Below are 19,168 nucleotides of genomic sequence, written 5' to 3' on the forward strand. Positions count from 1 at the left end.
AAAGATAGCGCTAGGTTATTTGTATAACCGGTTGTCTGCCAAGCCATTAACAAAGAATTGCACGCAGGCGCGCAGCTCGGCACCGTATTGCTGCACTTTCTGCGGGTCGGGCGTGGGTAGGGGCGTGGCCGGGATATAATGCGTACGATACGGGTAAAGACGGATGTTGTCATCGGCGGTAAGCTCCGTGACAAAGTCTTGATGCACAAGGAAATACGACCCGCCGCTTAGGAAGAATGCCCGACCGGTGGCGCCGGAGTCGAACACGGAGTACCCGAAAGGCAGCATCTCCTTATCGCCCGGCAGCCCCAAGAAGTTGAGCACCGTAGCTGGCACATCGGACTGCTGAGTGATGCGGTGTACGTCGGCGGCCGGCAGGGCGCGGCCAGGATGGAAAAGCAGGAGCGGCGTTTTGTAGTTGCCCAGCGCATTCTGGTAGCCCGGCCGAATGGTCTGGGAAGTATGGTCGGCCAACAGAATGAACAACGTATGACGATACCACGGCTGCCGCGAGGCTGCTTTGAAAAACGCCTGCAACGCGTGATCGGTGTAGCCGATAGTAGGGTGAATGGGCAGCTGACCGGCCGGAAAGCGCTTAGCGTATTGCTCCGGAACGGTGAAGGGCTCGTGGGAGCTGAGTGTGAAGAGCGTCGTGAAAAAGGGCTCGCGCTGCTGGCTGAGCTGACGGCTAAAGTACTGAAGATAAGGCTCATCGAAAATTCCCCAATGGCCATCGTAGTCGGGGCTTTTGGCGCCTCTGGGGTATTCATTTAGGCCAAAATAACGCTGCATGCCCGCCATGCCGGCAAAGGTGTTGAAGCCCATCGTGCCATTTTGGGCGCCGTGGTACATGGCCGTGCTGTAGCCCTGGCGCGCCAGAATTTCGCCCAGGCCGTGCAGTTCGTCGGTCTGAAAGTTGGATGTGATAAATGGCCCGTCCATTAGCGAAGGCAGGCCAGCCAGCACCGCCGGCAACGCCTCAATGGAGCGCCGTCCGTTGGCGTAGTGCTCGCGAAAAAACAGGCCTTTGGTAGCCAGCGAATCAAAGAAGGGCGTGTAGCCTTGGCCGCCGTTTTCGATGCCGGTGTATTCCGAGGCGAAGCTTTCCAGCAGCAGGATGACCACGTTGTCGCGAAGCGGGGGTTTGCCAGCGGGGGCAGGCGGCAACGGCCGCACGTTCAGGGCCGCCCGAAGCGCGGTTTCGGAGGCGAAGTACTGCTTATGCTCAACGGTTTGGTAACCCAAACTTTTGATGAACGTGAACGTGCTGTTGAGCGTCAGATGGCCCAGCACCGCCGGCTGCTGCACAAACGCGTGGCCTGTTCGCAGAGGCTTTAGCTGCAACCCGCCCCGAATACCCAGCACCGCCGCCAGCGTTACTGCTATCACTTCAATCGCCAGTTGCGTGTAGCGCCGCGCCCGAGGTTGAAAAGCCTCTTTTTCGCGGTTCAACTCCAAAGTCGTCGGCTGGGGCATGGGGTATACCCACCCAACCACAACCAGCAGCAGCACAAACGGAATCAGCAGGTACCAGTAGTGGCCCAACAGCTGCCCGGATTGTCGCTGCACGTCGGTGCCAATGGTGGTCAGCTCGTTGGACGTACGGCGGCCTATGAACTTAAAGTACTCGGTATCAATAACATTAAGAGCAAAGCCTAGCGAATTGATTATCAAATAGATACCTCGAAGCGTTCGTTGCCAGAGCCGCCCGTAGTTTGGCACAAATGACAGCGCCACAAACGGCAGGTTGAGCAGCAGCAACCCAGCGATATCGAACCGAAAGCCGTGCCAGAAGGCCCACGCTACTTCCGTGCCCGAAGCCTCCCGGAAAGTGGTTTGGTTGAGGATGTAAAAGCCAAGGCGCAGCAGAAAATAGACGCCCAGCAGCAAGGCAAACCGGCGCAGCAGCAGACGCAACGTGAGAGAGGGCATTCGCGGAATGGATCGTTCGGGGCTAGTCCTGAGAGGGCTTCAGGCGAAGGAATTGACCGTCGGGCAAGTCTTTGATTTGGCGGTAGAAATCGGCCAAGGAAGCGAGCCGTTCGGTGGCCGGCACGGGCTTCAGCTTGCGCTCTTCCTTCGATTTGATACACACCGGAGGATATACACTCAGCAGGTGGCCGGGTTGCAAGTAACCGCCCTGCTGCTGAAACTTTTGCAGTGGCTCCAGCCCCAGTGCATCCACCGGAAACTTCTCTATTCCGAACATAAAATGCTTGAAGTCCACGTCCAGATCGGCGATTTCGCCCGTTTCGGTATCCAGGAAAAGCACGGCATCGTTGCGCAGCAAAAACTGGTTGCCCACGCAGTCCTGCGCGAAAGGCACGTCCGTCGGTTTGACCGCCGCATACACTTTGTGCAGCGCCCGCTCGCCTTTCCAAACTGCGGCCAGCGAGTGCCACGCGGGCTTCTGGCAGCAACCCCGAATGTGCAGGCCACCGAAGTACGCAACCACGCCGTTTTGCTCGAGCAAAAACTGTTGCAAGAAAGACGGTAGTAGCGTAAAAGTAACCAGGTCAGTAATGGATTCGCCAGTATAAAGGACTCCCTTCATAAAAGGTAAAGATATGTTAATCAATAAGATATGTACAGGCTAGTATGGCTTACCAATACACTGCCTGAGAGCAAAAAAGCCTTCCCGATGCATAGTCGGGAAGGCTTTTTGATAACGGCTCGCGCTGCTTACGCGTGCGCGGCTTCCATTACGGATTCAACGCTCACCAGCGGCAAGTTCCAGGCTTCGGCAACGCCTTTATAGACGACTTCGCCGTTTACCACGTTCAGGCCGAGGCGCAGATCGTCGTTTTTGCGGCACGCTTCCTGCCAGCCGAGGTTGGCCAGCTTCACCACGTAAGGCAACGTCGCGTTGGTCAGGGCCAGCGTGCTGGTGTAAGGCACCGCACCAGGCATGTTGGCCACGCAGTAATGCACTACGTCGTCGATGATGAAAGTAGGGTCTTCGTGAGTCGTGGGTTTGCAGGTTTCGATGCAACCGCCTTGGTCCACGGCTACGTCCACGAGCACAGTGCCGGGGCGCATGGTCTTGAGCATGTCGCGGGTGATGAGGTGGGGAGCCTTCGCACCCGGAATCAGCACGGCACCCACCACGAGATCAGCCGTTTTGATGGCTTCGCGAATGTTGTACTCGTTGGAATACTGCGTCACCACGTTCTTCGGCATGATGTCGTCAAGCTCCCGCAGACGGTTCAGGTTGATGTCCATTACGGTCACCTGCGCACCCAAGCCCGCGGCTACTTTTGCCGCCTGCGTGCCTACAATGCCACCGCCCAACACAAGCACATGCGCTGGCTTCACGCCGGGCACGCCGCCTAGCAGAATGCCGCGGCCTTTCAGGGGCTTCTCGAGGTATTTGGCACCTTCCTGGGGAGCCATGCGGCCAGCTACTTCGCTCATCGGGATGAGCAGGGGTAGGCTGCGGTCGGCGCGCTCAACGGTTTCGTAGGCGAGGCAAGTAGCCTTGCGCTCGATCATGGCGTGGGTGAGGTCTTCGGAAGATGCAAAGTGGAAGTACGTAAACAGCAACTGGCCTTCTTTGATCAGGCTGTACTCTTCCCGAATTGGCTCTTTCACCTTCACAATCATCTCGGCCTGGTTGTACACGTCGGCGATGGTAGGCAGAATTACGGCCCCGGCTTCTTCGTACTCGGCATCCTGAAAACCGCTGCCCTGGCCCGCAGTGGCCTGCACATAAACGGTGTGGTTGTGCTTGCGCAGCTCCGCTACGCCGGCAGGCGTGAGGCCCACGCGATTTTCGTTGTTTTTGATCTCTTTCGGAACGCCGATTACCATGGCAAAAATTGAGAGTGGGTGGTGGAAAATACTAGCTGAAAAACGGGTGCAAATATAGACAATGCCAACGGCTGCGGCATGAAATCAGTTCGCCGTTTTGCAAACCATCTCGCGCAAAAAGCAAAAAGCACCGAGCGTTGGCCCGGTGCTTTTTGCTTTTTGTTGGTGCAGGTAGTTCTACTTAAACGGTACTACCGAGCCGCTTTCTTTGACCATGCTGGCCGCGTTGAGGTCGCGGACGACGTTGGCTTTGAGCGTCAGTTTGGCGTCGCCGCTTAGGTCGTTGGACGTGATGGTTACTTCGTCGGTGGCCGGCCCGAGTTTGCGCTGGCTGTAAACGAGCTCTACTTGAGCGCTTTCACCGGGCTTAACGGGCTGTGGTACAGTTTTGTAGCCTACGCAATAGCAGGGCGAGGATAAAGCCCCTAACAGCAAATCCGATTTGCCGGTGTTCTTCACTGTGAAGCGCGCTACGGGCTGCTGGCCGGCCTCCATCTTGCCAAAATCATGCACCCCGCGATCGAGCGTCAGGCGCGGTGAAGCGGCTATCTGAGCGGGTGTGAGCGTCTTTTTTACTTCGTCTTTGGTAAGCACATTCCCTTTGATCGACAGCACCACACTCGGCGAGGCGGCGTTGCTGGTGACGGTCACGGTTTTGTTGAAAATACCGGGCCGTCCGGCGCTGCTGTACACGGCTTTCACCATGCCGGTTTTGCCGGGCATGATGGGGGTTTTGGTCCAGTCGGGCGTGGTGCAGCCGCAGGAAGCCTGCACGTTGGCAATTACAACCGGCTGGTTGCCCGTGTTTTTGAATTTGAACTCGTGCGTAGCCATGGTGCCTTCGGGCACGTTGCCGAAGTCGTGCGCATCTTTTTCGAAGGTCATAACGCCTTGGGCGCTCGCCCCAAAATGAGCCAGCACCAACGCCAAGCCCAGCAACAGCGAAGTAAAAGATTTAGTCATCACGCAAAGCAGTTAAGCAGCAAAACAAACCAGAGGCGCCTTGTAGCAGCGACGCTCACAAATATAAGGCTTTCGACAGCCGTTGGCGCACGTAAGCAGGTAACTTATTCGGCAGTAGTCGTTGGGATTAGCTGTACCGGAGGCGTAAGGTTCGATTTGCATCTATTTGATTATCAAATAGATGCAAAAGGGTGGTGTTGGTGCTTACACTAGCCCGATGTAAGCTTCACTCGCAAGCGCAGCGCTTCTGTGAATGCAGCCGATAAGGCAGCTTGGACCCAGACGGGCGGTTTTACGTACTTTTGTGCACCCACCCACCCAGCCGGCTTTTGCCGGGCGTTTCCTTTTTTCGTTTTTCCCTCCAAACCACCTATGCCCACCGCCGAAACCGCAGTAGCGGCCGCTGCCGCTCTCAGCAAAGAAGATCTGCTTCGTGACTATCGCCTGGGCTGGGAAAGCCGCCAGGCCTCGCTCGCGGGGCGCAAGGAAGTATTCATGGGCAAGGCCAAGTTTGGCATCTTCGGCGACGGCAAAGAAGTGCCGCAGCTGGCCATGGCCCATGCCTTTCGCGTCGGCGACTTTCGCGCGGGCTACTACCGCGACCAGACCTTTATGTTTGCTGCTGGCGAACTGACGCTGCAACAATACTTTGCGCAGCTCTACGCCCATACCGACATTGAGGCGGACCCGGCCACCGGTGGCCGTTGCATGAACGGCCACTTCGCCACGCGCCTGCTCGACGACGACGGCAACTTTAAGAACTTGGCTGAGTTGAAAAACTCCTCGGCCGACGTTTCGCCCACGGCCGCCCAGATGCCGCGCTTGGTGGGCTTGGCCTACGCTTCAAAGCTATATCGGCAAAACCCGGAGTTGCACGAGTTTAAGCAGTTTTCGGTCAATGGCAACGAAGTGGCTTTCGGTACCATTGGCAACGCCAGCACGTCGGAAGGCATGTTTTTCGAGGCCATTAATGCGGCCGGCGTTCTGCAAATCCCGATGCTAATAAGCGTGTGGGACGACCACTACGGAATCTCGGTTCCGGCTGAATATCAAACAACTAAACAAAGCATTTCTGAAATTCTCAAAGGCTTTCAGCGGGAAGGCGAAGGCCAGCAGGGCTTCGAGATTTTTGTGGTGCGCGGCTGGGATTATCCGGCATTGGTAGAAACGTACCAGCGCGCCGCTGAGCTGTGCCGCACGCAGCACGTGCCGGTACTTATTCACGTTACAGAAGTAACTCAGCCTCAAGGACATAGTACTTCGGGTTCGCACGAGCGCTACAAGAGCAAGGAGCGCCTTTCGTGGGAAGAAGAGCACGATTGCCTGCGTAAGATGCGCGAATGGCTGCTCACCGAAGGCTACGCCAACGAAGATGAGCTGGAGCAAATCGAAGCCGAATCAAAAGAGGTTGTAAAACAGGCTCGTCTGGCCGCTTGGGAAGCGTTTTTTAACCCCATTAAGCAAGAGCGTGACGAGGCGGTAACCATGTTGCAAAAGCTCGTGGCCGAAGATGGGCAGGAAGGCGCTTTGAGCGAAATGGTAGAGCAGCTTCGCCACAACACGGCGCCCATACGTGCCGATATTGTGCGGACGGTGCGCCGGGCGTTGCGCCTCGTGCGCGGGCAGCGTAGCGCCGCCCGCCGCGACCTGCAACAATGGCTGGAGCAGGCTTTGGCCGAGAATTCCGATCGCTACAATTCTTACCTCTACAGCCAAAGTGAGCAGTCGGTGCTCAACATTCCGGAGGTGAAAGCCGAGTTTGCACCGAACACGCCGCAAGTCGATGCACGCGAAGTGTTGCAAGCCTGCTTCGATGCCAACTTCCGCCGCGACCCGAGCATTTTTGCCATTGGCGAAGATGTAGGCCGCATTGGCGATGTCAATCAGGCGTTTGCGGGCTTGCAGGAGAAGTTCGGCGAACTGCGCGTGACCGACACGGGCATCCGCGAATGCACCATTGTGGGGCAGGGCATCGGGGCCGCTATGCGCGGGCTGCGGCCCATCACCGAGATTCAATACCTCGACTACCTGCTGTACGCCATCCAGATTCTCTCCGATGACGTGGCCTGCCTGCAATACCGCACCAAGGGAGGTCAGAAAGCTCCGCTGATTGTGCGCACCCGCGGACACCGGCTAGAAGGCGTGTGGCATTCTGGTTCGCCTATCGGCATGATACTCAACAGCATCCGCGGCATGCACGTACTCGTGCCCCGCAACATGACGCAGGCTGCTGGCTTCTACAATACCCTGCTGCGGGCCGACGAACCCGCTTTGGTTATCGAATGCCTGAACGGCTACCGCTTAAAAGAGCGCATTCCTGCTAACGTAGGTGAATTCACGGTGCCGCTCGGTGTGCCCGAAGTGTTGCAGCAAGGCACCGACATTACGGTGGTGACCTATGGCTCCATGTGCCGTATTGTGATGGATGCTGCCAAGCAACTAGCCGAAGTTGGGGTATCAGTGGAAGTGATTGATGTTCAGACGCTTCTGCCATTTGACTTGCAGCACGTAATCACCGATAGCGTTCGCAAAACCAGCCGTGTTCTCTTCGCCGACGAAGACGTGCCCGGCGGGGCTACGGCCTACATGATGCAGCAGGTCCTCGACGACCAGCAGGCGTACCGCTACCTCGACTCGCAACCGCGCTGCTTGGCTGCCCAGCCGCATCGGCCGCCCTACGGCTCCGACGGCGACTACTTCAGCAAGCCCAACGTGGAAGATGTGTTCGATACGGTGTACGAGGTGATGCAAGAAGCTGATCCTAAGCGCTTTCCTGCTATTTATTAGGCCACCAAAAGCCACAAGGCCCGTCTGGATGTTCATCCGGACGGGCCTTGTTTATGAAGGAAAGCGCAGGCGCTTGTGTTCTTAGCGCGGAATAATAATCGGGTCGGTCGTGACCTTGTTGCTCACGTGCAGGGCGCGGTCGGCAATGCTAACCTGAAAACGCACGGTAGCGCCGGGCGGAAAGGTGCCCACAAAAAACTTCTGACCAAAGCTCAACGTGCCCTTGAGCGGGGCCGAGCGGTTGTCGGGGGCCAGGCGTGGAAAACGGCTGTTGTAATTGTTGTCGGGGTTGGGTAACGCAATGGGCTCAAACGCTTTGCTTGACTCATTGTAGATCTGGGGCTCAAAGAAATAGTTGTCTTTGAAGATGTTGACTTTGCCTTGGCTGTCGCGGTCGCTGTAAGGCGGGTTTTTCTCGTCGCTGCTCAACCCCAGATCCCCGTTTCCATCTTTAAAATTGACACTTACCGTAATGGTGTCGTAAGTACCCGTAATCTTATCAACGCGCTGCGACTGAATGCTTTTAAACTCGATGCTGGGCTCATCGGGATAATTTGGTGGCTCGATGCAAGACGTAACCGCAGCGCCTACCAGGGCAACTATGGCGCAGATAGAAAGAGTACGAATGGGTGTCATATCGGTAAGGATAAAGCGGTGTTTACGGCTAATAGGCTAACCATTGTGCTCCAAAGAAAGGTACAAATTCTCAACGAAGCGCCGCCGCATTTGTTATATCACTTCGCTAACCACGCTACCTGCTAATGAGTTTCCGCGACGAATACCTGCGCGATCTGTTTTCTATCCACGATTCAAATGCTGACGCCCTGGCGCTGAGGCTCTTCCGGTATCAGGCAGTGCATTGCCCGCCGTACCGCGAATACCTGACGCTGTTGGGCCGCAAGGCCAGCCAGGTCAATTCCGTAACCGAGATTCCGTTTTTGCCCATAGAGTTTTTCAAAACCCACGACGTGCGCACCGACCCGCAAGAATGGGCCCCGCAGGAGTTGTTTTTGAGCAGCGGCACGACCCTACAACAGCGCAGCCGTCACAGCGTGCGCGAGCCGGAGCTGTACCGCCAAAACGCGGCCCGTATCTTCGAGCAATACTACGGCCCACTCGCCGGCTGGACGTTTCTGGCGTTGTTGCCTTCGTACCTGGAGCAAGGCAACTCGTCGTTGGTGGCGATGGTGGAATACTTTGCGCAGCAATCGGGGCAGGCGCAGGTGGCATTTTTCCTGCACGATCACGCGGCGTTGTTGCAAGCCCTGGCGCAAGCCAAACGCGAATCAGGGCGCCGGATTATGCTTATTGGCGTTTCGTATGCTCTGCTTGATTTAGTTAGTGCCTACGGCAACGCGTCTGAATTACAGGATCTTACCGTGCTCGAGACCGGTGGCATGAAAGGGCGGCGGCGCGAAATGATTCGCGAGGAGTTGCACGATGAGCTTAAGCAGGCTTTTGGCCCGGCGGGCATTCATTCGGAGTATGGCATGACGGAGCTGCTCTCGCAGGCCTACAGCCTCGGCGACGGCCGTTTTCACAGCCCGCCGCAGCTGCGTGTGCTGCTCCGCGACCCGTCCGATCCGTTTGCTGTTTCCACTACCCGCCCCGATGGCGCCATCAACGTCATCGACCTGGCCAACGTGGACAGCTGCGCTTTCATCGAAACCAAAGACCTTGCCCGCCAACACCCCGATGGCTCTTTTGAAGTGCTCGGCCGCATGGACAACTCCGATATCCGCGGCTGTAACCAGATGGCGTAGTTGCTAGCAAAGGGACATAGCAATACCATGTTCTGCAAACTCGACGGACTATAGCTATCTTCTCGAAAGGAAAGAAGCTGGACTCTCGATAATACTGCCGTGAAGTGCTGTTTTGTAGAGCCAGCCTTAAATACAGAGGAAGCAATGAAATACAAGCGAACGAAAGGAAACGAAATCGAAGGGTCTTTAGACATTGTTATTTCTCACAATGAAGTAGAAGATGATGGAGAAATAATTAAATGGGACGAAGTGCTAATCCACGGAACTCCAGAAGGGCTGAAATCTTTTGCAAAACTTCTAATAGAAATTGCTGACTTAAATCAAGAAAAAGTAGATGATAGGTACTTGCCAATTGGGGCAAGAGAACATTATCATTTAAGGCCGGGAATTGAATTATCAAAAAGTTCAGACCAAGTAATTGTTGGCAGGCTTGATGCGAAAGGCACAGGTGCTTTTCACAATAATTACATTCCAAAAGAGTAAAGCAAGTAATGGGATTGACTTAGTAAAATATGCTCATTACCGGCAAACTTTGGCCGTTGCAATTAGTAACACAAAAAAGCAGCGCCAGAATCTACAGATTCTGGCGCTGCTTTTTTGTGTTATCTACTGTATGCGAAGAAAAGGCTGCTACTTGCCAGAAAACACCTTGGCGTCTTCGGCAGTAATAGTGTCGTCGCTCATGATGACGAGGCGCTCGACCACGTTGCGTAGCTCGCGGATGTTGCCGCGCCAATCGAGGCCTTTGAGGTATTCCAACGCAGCGGCATCAATGGATTTGGGCTTGTTGCCGTAGTCGCGGGCGATGTCCTGTAGGAATTTCTGCACCAGATCCGGGATGTCCTCGCGGCGGTCGTTGAGGGCAGGCACTTGAATAAGAATTACCGACAGGCGGTGGTACAAATCCTCGCGGAAGTTGCGTTCGGCAATCTCCTGCAACAGGTTTTTGTTGGTCGCCGCCACCACGCGCACGTCCACCGAAATCTCTTTTTCGCCGCCTACGCGCGTGATTTTGTTTTCCTGCAAGGCGCGCAGCACTTTGGCCTGCGCCGAAAGGCTCATGTCGCCGATTTCGTCCAGGAAGAGCGTGCCCCCGTGGGCTTGCTCAAACTTGCCGATGCGCTGCTTAATAGCCGAAGTAAACGAGCCTTTTTCGTGGCCAAACAACTCACTCTCAATGAGTTCTGAGGGTATGGCCGCGCAGTTGACTTCTACCATCGGGCCGTTGCTGCGGTTGCTTTGCTCGTGGAGTTGGCGGGCCACCATCTCCTTGCCGGCTCCGTTGGGGCCGGTAATGAGCACACGGGCATCGGTGGGGGCTACCTTCGAAATAGCTTTGCGCACTTGCTCCAGCGCGGGCGACGAGCCCACCATTTCGGAGCTTTTGGCGACCTTTTTCTTCAGCGTTTTGGTTTCGGCCACAAGCTTGGTGCGGTCGAGGGCGTTGCGCACCGTTACGAGCAAGCGGTTCAGATCCGGTGGCTTTTGCAGGAAATCGTAGGCGCCTTTTTTGGTAGCGTCCACGGCCGTCTCGATGCTGCCGTGCGCCGAGACCATAATAAAGGCGGCGTCGGGAGCCAGCGTTTGGGCGCGCTCCAACACCTCAATGCCGTCCATTTTGGGCATTTTGATGTCGCAGAGCACCACGTCGTATTTGTCTTTGATGAGCATGTCGAGGCCGGTGGGGCCGTCTTCTGCCTGATCTACGGTGTAGTTCTCGTACTCCAGAATCTCCTTCAGCGTGTTGCGGATGGCTCTTTCGTCGTCGATAATGAGAATTTTGGGCATGAGCGGAAATAAGAAGCTAGGTGCGGACTCAGAGAGGAGCGAAGGTAACGAAAAGCAGTACGTTGTACTTATACGCGGTGAAACCTGCGCAGTAGCATACAACTGATATATTCGCCGCTCCGAAGCGCAGGCGCTGTTTCAGAAAGACGCAACCTCAGGCTGCTGAATGAAGTAGGTACAACGCCTAACGCCACGAAGAGTAATCTGTTATGCCACTGAGGTGCCTTGCCTCGTTACGCAAACCTACGCGGCGCCCTTGGCCCCGGATTTTCTGCCCGAATTTCACCGTAAAAACCAGGTTTCTTGAACCAGCCTCAACCCATGAAACACAACGTAGCCCGCTACCTGCTGCTCTCGACGGCCCTTGTCGGGAGCCTGTCGCTATACGCCCTGACCAATGAAAGCAAGGTAGTGCCCGACGCCGACAACGCGGGGCTGAAGCTCCCCGCTGGCTTTGGCGCCCTGAAAGTGGCCGAAACCGGCGCCCGCCCGCGCCACCTGACCGTAACGCCGCAAGGCAACATCTACGTCAAGCTAAACCGGCCCAACAAAGAAGGCAAGGGCATTTTGGTGTTGCGCACCAACAGCACTGGTAAGGCCGATGTGGTCGGCGGATTTGGCAACTACGGCGGTACGGGCATGTACAGCAAGGACGGCTACCTGTACGCGTCGTCCGACGAGGAAGTGTACCGGTACAAGCTCAACGAAAAGGGTGAGGTAGCGAACCCCAATCAGCCCGAGAAAATCATCACCGGCCTGATCAACCGGAAGCAGCACGAAAGCAAATCGGTAGTGCTCGACAACGACGGCAACGTGTACGTCAATATCGGGGCCTACTCGAACTCGTGTCAGCAGCAAGACCGCCAGAAAGGCTCGCTGGGCATCGCCAATTGCCCAATTTTGGATTCGGCCGGCGGCATTTGGCAGTTCAAAGCCAACAAGCTCAACCAAACCTACAAAGACGGTGTGCGCTACACAACGGGCTTGCGCAACGTGGTGGGTCTCGACTGGAATCAGCAAGACAATCAGCTCTTTGTGATGCAGCACGGCCGCGACCAGTTGCACGATATTTTCCCAAACCTCTACGATGCCAAGCAGTCGGCGCAACTGCCAGCCGAATGCATGTATGCGCTCAAAAAAGGCGATAACGCCGGCTGGCCTTACATGTATTACGATCAGGTGCAGCACAAGAAAATCATGGCGCCCGAATACGGCGGCGACGGCAAAAAAGAGGCCGACAGCAAATTCATCGATCCGGCCGCCGCTTATCCGGGCCATATGGCACCCAATGGCCTGTTGTTTTATACCGGCACCATGTTCCCCGAGAAATACCGCAACGGCGCTTTCATCGCCTTCCACGGCTCCTGGAACCGGGCTCCCGAGCCGCAGGCAGGCTATTTTGTTGTGTTTCAGCCGTTTAAAGATGGGAAGCCATCTGGCAACTGGGAAGTGTTTGCCGACAACTTTGCGGGCTCACCCGAGAAGCTGGCATCCGGCCGCGCCGACCACCGCCCGTGCGGCCTCGCGCAAGGCCCCGACGGCTCGCTCTACGTCACCGACGACGCGAAGGGCACGATTTACCGCATTGTTTACGCCAAAAAGTAGTGCTCTCCATGAAGCGATTTCTGCTGCTATGCTCCCTGCTCGCTTGTTTTGCGGCATCGGCCAGCGCCCAAAAGAAACCGGCTCCGAAACCCAAGCCGAAAGCCCCCGCCGCAAACGCCGACTTAGCGGCGTCGATTACGCGCGGCAAACAGGTATACACGCAGGTTTGCCTAAGCTGCCACCAAGCCGACGGCGGTGGCGTGCAGAACATGAACCCGCCGCTTATCAAAACTACTTATGTGCTGGGCGACAAAACGCGCCTGGTGAAAGTACTGCTCAACGGCTTGCAGGACGTTGACGTCGATGGCGAACCGTATTCCAACGTGATGCCCGCGCAAGTCGACCTCACCGACCAGCAAATCGCCGACGTCCTGACTTATGTGCGCAATAGTTTCGGCAACAAAGCCGTCGCCGTGAAAGCGCCGGAAGTCAAAGCCATCCGCGCCGCGAATAAGAAGTAACCTAGAGTAGAAGTTTCTCTCCACACTGTCTTCTTGAGCCGAGCGAAGGATAACAGATACGCTTGAGGCCCTTTACACAAGTAATTGACTAGTAATTACTTGTGTAAAGGGCCTCTTCTGGTTATTAGCCGCTGCTTTGCTTATCGCAGATACACCGATTCAATATCCAAAAAGGGTCGTTCTGTGCCGGCAGGAGCAGACGTTGCTCTGTCGAGAAGCACTTGCAGCACTTCTGCCTGAGCCAGCGGCAGCGCAGCCGGTCCCGGCGCCTGGAAAGTAAGCGGTAAGAAACCCGGATAAGGCCGTGGCAACAGCACCTGCGAACCCAGCCGGAAGGCCGTCAGCGGAACCCGTACTTCCTGCATTTCGCCACTCAGTTCGACATCTGCCACGTAAGCGGCCGCGTCGCGGGTGATCAGCACGAGCCGAACTTGGCCGGCGCCGGCACCGCGCCGGGCGCGCACCACAACCTCCCGGAAATTGCTCGCGTCAGGGGTGCGCGTCGCGAGCCGGTCGCCGAAATAGGCGCGCAGGAAAGCAGCGGGCGCAGCCGGATCAGGTGCGGGGGCGTTATCTCCTGTTGGGGGTGGGCTTTGCCGCAGACGCAGCGCCAATTGCCCGTCGTTGCCGGTAACGTAATCGGCCCAGCCGCCTCCCGTAATGCCTCCGGCTTCCACCTGAGCTTGGTCCTGCGCGGCGCGGAAAAGCGGCAACGCAGTGCCCGTGGCCACAATAGGAGCTTCCCAGTGCTCGCGCGGGGCGTAGTCCCAGTCGCGCGGGCTGCCCGCGAAGCTACCCGGAAAAGTGGTGTTCCGGCCGTTGTGCTTCACCACCACCCAATAGCGCAGCAAGCCAGGATACAGCAAGTCGGCGGGCACCGTGGCTTCGGCCGAGGTAAGGGTAAGGCGACGCATCGGAAGGGTGCGGGTTTGGCCGTAGAAATGCTGCGCCACCAGTAGCACCGAGTCGGCGGCTTCGGCGCCGGCTACGGTGGCGCGCAGGGTAACCGGTTGCCCGGCTTGCACCTGAATCGGCGCCGTATGCATCACCTGCACAGGGAGTTGCGTGGGCGGCGGGGCCACAAACTCACCTAGTTTGATAGCGCCAAGTGTCGTTTGAGCGGTGAAAGCCGTCGTGTTTTTGCCGCGGGCTGCCACTACGTACACGCCAGGACGCAAACGCACGGTGCCGTCGGCTGCCTGGGCTTGCAAGCTGTTGCCTTCGTTCAGGCCGCGTACTGCGAAATCATTTCCCAATCCGGGCAGCGTCAGGCGCAGCGGCTGGGTGTTCCAAACGATGCGCGTAACGGGCTGGCGTAGGGAGGTCGTTGCAAACGGGTCGCGTACGGCGATGGCATCGGGCATTACCTCCAAGCGCCAAATGCCGGGAGCCAGCCGATCGAGAAAATAGGCGCCGGTTCCTTCGTAACGCACTACTGCTGAAGAACCTGTGCCCGCAACACGCCGCAGCGCCGTTGGCTTGCGGGGCTTGGACGTGGTGGTGCCGGTATAGAAAAATTCCTCTGGCGTGTTCAGCTCACTTACTCCGGCGCGGTAGCTCACTCGAAAATCATTGAAAACCGAATCGGCGGGGAAGGCCGGGAACTGCTGGTTGCGCTTCACCTGACGGAACACTTTGCCCGCAATTAGCATGCTCAGCGCCTTACCGGGCGTGTAGGCGAGGTTTAGATAATGCGTTTGGTATTCGGTGTTGGCGTAAGCCAGGGCCAATGGGTCATAAGCAAACTGCGTGGCCCACTGAAAACCGGCGGCCCGAAAGCTGCGGGCCATCATTGGGTACATCAGCGGCTGCAAAATATCGGCCGATTCAAACTCGTACACCAACCGTGGCTTGCTGGTGAAGCGCGAATCTTGGCGGTACGGAATCGGGTACTGGTTTACGTACGGCAGCGGGTTACCGCGCAGGGTATGGCCGTTCACGAGCCCCGAGGGGTACCACTGAAACGTAAAGCCGTCCACGGGGCTGCTCAGGATGGCATTCGACACCGAAGGGCTTTCGGCCAGGTTGTAAAAAATGGGCTTGCGGTAGCCCGTAGCCCGCATGGCCTGCACCATCCGCTGGATAAACGTGGTCACCTCCGACTCCGGCTGACGGTAGTGCGGCTCGTTGCAGACTTCGTAGGCAATAATATCCGGATCTTCGCGGTTGAGCTGGCCGGTATATTGGTTGCGGTGGTTCAGAAACTGCGTCAGGTAGTTTTCCTGCGCCTTGATTGCGCGCGGATTATTATAAGCACGCCCTTTTGGGTAAATGCTTGAAAATCCGGTCATTAGCGTGTCCTGCTCCGGATACCCGTTGCCCCAGTAAGCAATGGGCGTGAGCACGATTTTGATGTGCCGCTGCTTGAGCTGCTGAATCAGGTAATCGAGCAGGCGCAGGTGCTCGTTGGCCAGCAAGTTGCCCAGCGTATCCGTGATTTCGACGTCCCAGACGTGCAGGCGAAACGCATCGATGCCTAGTCGCGAAAGGTGATACACGTCCTGATCAATGGCCTGCTCCAGCTTCACACCCAGCTTCTGATGCGCCCGGTAGGAGTAAGCAAAAGGAGCCGTATAATTTACCCCAAACAGTGCCACTTCCTGCTTGCTGCCCTGCCAGCGCAGCACCCCGGCCTTATCGATGTACACATCGGCTTTGGCGGGCGGTGGGCTTTGTGCCTTCGCTTGGCTAGCGCCTAGTGTCAGCAGAAAGGCCAGCACCAGGCTGACTGTGAGGCTCATCCGGCGCCAAGTGCCAGCGAGAAAAGCGGGGAAAGAATAGAGCATAGGCGAAACGTTTACGCGAAGTAACACTACGCAGGCACAAAAACGGCCGCCGCATCCGAAGTTGCGGCGGCCGTTTCAAGCCGGTGATGAGTCTGTAAGCCGGGTTTTGTACGCGTTGCCGCGCCTCCACCATTTATCTAGGCCAGTCCTCGCGGAAAAGCTCCATCAACCTACCCGCGGACGCCGGACGAGCCGCCCGGTGCCAGCTGTTGCCAGCGTGCCCGCTTATTTGGTCTTTCAACCCCTGAGGTTTACCCAGCCGGACTAGTCGCCTAGCCGCTGGTGCGCTCTTACCGCACCTTTTCACCCTTACCGGCCGCCCGAAGGCGACGTAGGCGGTAGTTTTCTGTGGCACTGGCTGTCTGAGCCTTGCGGCCCATCCTTCCCGTTAGGAAGCAGGGTGCTCTGTGTTGCCCGGACTTTCCTCGTCGCACGAAAGCGCCGCGGTGGAGCGACCCATCACGGGTGCAAAGGTAGGGCATTTAATAAGATGTATTCCTAGTGTGTAGAAGCTGTTTAAGTTCGATTATATGCTTATCTGTAATTTCGCTTTTGAACCCACTTAAGGTTTCCAACGCTTGGATAGCAGCTTCTAAAAGTACATTGTGCCTCTTGCCTAATGTTGCGACAGCAACAATAGCCGCGTCTTGAGATGCGGCTCCAACGGGAATTGGAATAACGGCTTGAGAAAGCAAATGACTTAAATCTAAATTTCCTTTTGTAGCGATCAATGAAAGAATAGTTTCTTTCTGAAGTAACATTTCAACTGCTTTTTCTGATACCTGATAATTAAGTCTTGCGTGAGCAATATTCATTAACTTGCTAAAAGCTTTAAGTAATTGAATATCAGCTTCGATTTCAGCGGCTTTTGTCAGTCTGATTTCGGACAAGACCTTTAACCTATATTTCTTTAGAGAAAGCCAAATTGCTAAAGCAGTAGAGATAATTGCTATTACTGTTGTAATAGGTATGCCAATTTGCTTAATAATTAATGATGCTATCCTTATCGTTTCCATAGACACCTTCTTTTATTTTTATTTGATAATGCCTACTTCCACTCCCACACATTATTCTTCTTGTTATTATCCGGCACATACGTACTTCCCAACACCACTTTCTTAACCACCTTCTCCGCCGGGAAATTAACCTCCACCGTCTTATTCCCCTTCTCCCAAACCCCCACATTCCGGTGGATTTTCTGCGTTGAATTATCCGCGAAAGTTACCGTCAGATCTACCGGGAGGGGCTTGGTGCCTTTGGCTTCGACAGTCACTTGGTACTGAGTTCCTTGCTTTGCCACATTGGCGATGGCCAGATCGGGGTAGCCGTTGTCGAAAAACCAGCGTTGCCAGAACCAGTTTAAGTTTTGGCCGGCCCCGGCGTTCATAGAGTTGAAGAAGTCGTAGGGCATGGGGTGCTTGCCGTTCCAGTTTTGGATGTAGGTGTGCAGCGCTTTGGTAAATAGCTCATCACCAAGCAGATCCTTCACGTAGAGGTAGCCCAGGCCGGGTTTGGGATAGGAGTTGAGGAAAAACGCAGTGCCGGTTTGCTGGGTGCTGAGCGTAGTGATGGGCAAGTCGACTTCGGAGGCCGCGGCACGGGCGTAGGGCTCAATACCGTATTCGTCCACGTAACTAGGCTCGATCAGGGGCGAAATCAGCCACTCGCCGATGGTGGCCCAGCCTTCGTCCATCCAACCGTATTTCGTCTCGTTGATGCCCATGTAAAACGGAAACATCGTGTGAAAAATCTCGTGATCGGTGAGCGTAATCACGTCCTCGCGCTTGTCGAGTGGGTTGTCGTTCACCATCATCGGGTATTCCATCTGGTCGAGGCCATCGAACACGGTTTCGTGGGAGTAGGGGAAGGGCCACTTCGGGAAGGTGTAGCTCATGGCTTCCACCGTTTTGCGCCCAAACTGCGCCACCTCCTCAAAGTCCTTGTGCTTCGGGTTATACACCGCATCGACGCGGGTGCGGCGTTTCGTCTTCGGGTCCACGACGAGGCTGGTGGCCTGCCACACGTAGTGGTCGGAAGTGGCGAAGACGAAGTCCGTTACGTTCTGGGCCGTGAAGTGCCAGGTGTTGGTAGCGTTTGCGGCCGTAATGGTATGTTGTTGTAAATCAACGGCTTGTATAATGGCCGTAATGCCGTCTTTTTTCTCGGCGTCGTGCAGGCGCTTCACATACTTTTTGGCGAGCACCTGCTCGGCGTTTTGCAGGTCGCCGGTGGCCCACACCACGAAGTTGCGCGGCACGGTGATCTCGGCGTCGAAGTTGCAGAAGTCGTTGTAGAACTCCTGCGAGCCGTTGTAGGCAAACTTGTTCCAGCCGTCGATGTCGTCGTACACGGCCACGCGTGGGAAGAAATACGCCACAAAATCGGCGCCCGGCTCAATTTCGCCGGTGCGGGTGTGCGATCCTTGGTTCAGAATGTAGGAATAGGTAATGGCAATGTGCGCCGATTGCTTTGGGGCCAAGGGCTTGATTTTCAGCACCATGTTAGTGCCCGAAATCGGCAGCTTGGCCACGTCGAAAGCTTCTTCGCCGACGCTGAGTTTTTGAATCTGCATGCCTTCGCCGGCGTCCGTGGCCTTGATGGCCGAAGCCCGTGCGGCGCCGTTTTGATAGAGATTAGGATAGAGCTTAAACCAAATCTGCTGCAACGAATCGGGACTGTTGTTGACGTAGGTAATCAGCACAGTGCCAGCCACTTTGCGCGTAGCCGGGTCGAAGTCTACTTTCAGGTTGTAGTCGGCGGTATTCTGCCAATATTTCGGGCCCGGCTTGCCATCCTCCGAGCGGGTGCCTTTGCCATACGTGGCTTGCAGATTGAGCGGTACGGGCAGCGTTTGCTGGCCAAAGCTTCGGGTACTGAAACAAACAAAAACGGTGGCAAGCAGAAGGCGAAAAGAAAGCATGTACGAAGCGCAGGAGTTAGATAAAGCAATCAGATTGCAAAGTGGGGATTAGCAGCAAGGTTTGCTGCATTTTAGGAGGCAAAGAGTAGGCTGCGTTTTGGGCTGTACGTGTTCTGATACATATAGAAATTGTTTTCATATTTGTCTGATAATCAATATTTTATGCATTAATCATAAAAGTTCATAAGGCCCAAAACAGTATAAAATAATTTCATCAGCACAAAAAAGTCTGTTCATCGGAACGCAACACATGAAATTCACCTGCAAATGAATTTATCAATCATA

The 19,168-nt window shown here is 55.8% G+C and carries 14 protein-coding genes and 1 other RNA gene; 5 read left to right on the forward strand and 10 right to left on the reverse strand.

Going from position 1 to position 19,168, the window contains the following annotated elements:
- Positions 1 to 15 precede the first annotated feature (15 nt).
- From H9I52_RS05260 to H9I52_RS05275, 4 genes are all read right to left on the reverse strand, one after another.
- Complete coding sequence (locus H9I52_RS05260; RefSeq protein ID WP_187452971.1) at positions 16 to 1,932, reverse strand: LTA synthase family protein; 1,917 nt, start codon at positions 1,930 to 1,932, stop codon at positions 16 to 18.
- 22 nt (positions 1,933 to 1,954) lie between these two features.
- Entirely contained in the window at positions 1,955 to 2,554 is a 600-nt protein-coding gene (locus tag H9I52_RS05265) for an SMI1/KNR4 family protein (RefSeq protein WP_187452972.1), read from the reverse strand.
- A gap of 128 nt (positions 2,555 to 2,682) precedes the next feature.
- A complete protein-coding gene (gene ald, locus H9I52_RS05270) occupies positions 2,683 to 3,810 on the reverse strand; it encodes an alanine dehydrogenase (RefSeq protein WP_139513613.1) in 1,128 nt (375 codons plus the stop codon).
- A gap of 177 nt (positions 3,811 to 3,987) precedes the next feature.
- Positions 3,988 to 4,773 carry a DUF1573 domain-containing protein gene (locus H9I52_RS05275; RefSeq protein ID WP_187452973.1) on the reverse strand — a complete coding sequence of 262 codons (786 nt, stop codon included), beginning with the start codon at positions 4,771 to 4,773 and terminating at the stop codon, positions 3,988 to 3,990.
- Between the two features lie 372 nt (positions 4,774 to 5,145).
- Between H9I52_RS05275 and H9I52_RS05280 the strand changes: the two genes are divergently transcribed.
- A complete protein-coding gene (locus H9I52_RS05280) occupies positions 5,146 to 7,560 on the forward strand; it encodes an alpha-ketoacid dehydrogenase subunit alpha/beta (protein ID WP_187452974.1) in 2,415 nt (804 codons plus the stop codon).
- 81 nt (positions 7,561 to 7,641) lie between these two features.
- On the opposite strand, the gene H9I52_RS05285 is transcribed toward H9I52_RS05280, so the two are convergent.
- Positions 7,642 to 8,196, reverse strand: a complete 555-nt coding sequence (locus tag H9I52_RS05285; protein WP_187452975.1) for a hypothetical protein — start codon at positions 8,194 to 8,196, stop codon at positions 7,642 to 7,644.
- A gap of 125 nt (positions 8,197 to 8,321) precedes the next feature.
- Here H9I52_RS05285 and H9I52_RS05290 point away from each other — a divergent pair, with 125 nt between their 5' ends.
- The gene (locus H9I52_RS05290; protein ID WP_187452976.1) at positions 8,322 to 9,323 is read left to right on the forward strand and encodes an acyl transferase; all 1,002 of its coding nucleotides are present in this window, start codon (positions 8,322 to 8,324) and stop codon (positions 9,321 to 9,323) included.
- A gap of 144 nt (positions 9,324 to 9,467) precedes the next feature.
- Positions 9,468 to 9,806 carry a hypothetical protein gene (locus H9I52_RS05295; protein WP_222940405.1) on the forward strand — a complete coding sequence of 113 codons (339 nt, stop codon included), beginning with the start codon at positions 9,468 to 9,470 and terminating at the stop codon, positions 9,804 to 9,806.
- A 147-nt stretch (positions 9,807 to 9,953) separates the two neighbouring features.
- On the opposite strand, the gene H9I52_RS05300 is transcribed toward H9I52_RS05295, so the two are convergent.
- Positions 9,954 to 11,111 carry a sigma-54-dependent transcriptional regulator gene (locus tag H9I52_RS05300; RefSeq protein WP_187452977.1) on the reverse strand — a complete coding sequence of 386 codons (1,158 nt, stop codon included), beginning with the start codon at positions 11,109 to 11,111 and terminating at the stop codon, positions 9,954 to 9,956.
- Positions 11,112 to 11,432: 321 nt separating this feature from the next.
- Between H9I52_RS05300 and H9I52_RS05305 the strand changes: the two genes are divergently transcribed.
- Positions 11,433 to 12,716, forward strand: a complete 1,284-nt coding sequence (locus H9I52_RS05305) for a PQQ-dependent sugar dehydrogenase (protein ID WP_187452978.1) — start codon at positions 11,433 to 11,435, stop codon at positions 12,714 to 12,716.
- 8 nt (positions 12,717 to 12,724) lie between these two features.
- On the forward strand, positions 12,725 to 13,177 hold the full coding sequence (locus H9I52_RS05310) for a c-type cytochrome (protein ID WP_139513601.1): 453 nt from the start codon (positions 12,725 to 12,727) through the stop codon (positions 13,175 to 13,177).
- 140 nt (positions 13,178 to 13,317) lie between these two features.
- On the opposite strand, the gene H9I52_RS05315 is transcribed toward H9I52_RS05310, so the two are convergent.
- From H9I52_RS05315 to H9I52_RS05330, 4 genes are all read right to left on the reverse strand, one after another.
- On the reverse strand, positions 13,318 to 15,963 hold the full coding sequence (locus tag H9I52_RS05315; protein WP_187452979.1) for a membrane or secreted protein: 2,646 nt from the start codon (positions 15,961 to 15,963) through the stop codon (positions 13,318 to 13,320).
- Positions 15,964 to 16,042: 79 nt separating this feature from the next.
- Positions 16,043 to 16,426: RNase P RNA component class A (gene rnpB / locus H9I52_RS05320), an RNA gene on the reverse strand.
- A 19-nt stretch (positions 16,427 to 16,445) separates the two neighbouring features.
- Positions 16,446 to 16,979, reverse strand: coding sequence for a hypothetical protein (locus tag H9I52_RS05325; RefSeq protein WP_187452980.1), 534 nt, complete (start codon positions 16,977 to 16,979; stop codon positions 16,446 to 16,448).
- 32 nt (positions 16,980 to 17,011) lie between these two features.
- Positions 17,012 to 18,883, reverse strand: coding sequence for a M1 family metallopeptidase (locus H9I52_RS05330; protein WP_187452981.1), 1,872 nt, complete (start codon positions 18,881 to 18,883; stop codon positions 17,012 to 17,014).
- Positions 18,884 to 19,168 lie beyond the last annotated feature (285 nt).

This window comes from Hymenobacter sp. BT491, from assembly GCF_014349165.1.
Taxonomy (GTDB): domain Bacteria; phylum Bacteroidota; class Bacteroidia; order Cytophagales; family Hymenobacteraceae; genus Hymenobacter; species Hymenobacter jejuensis.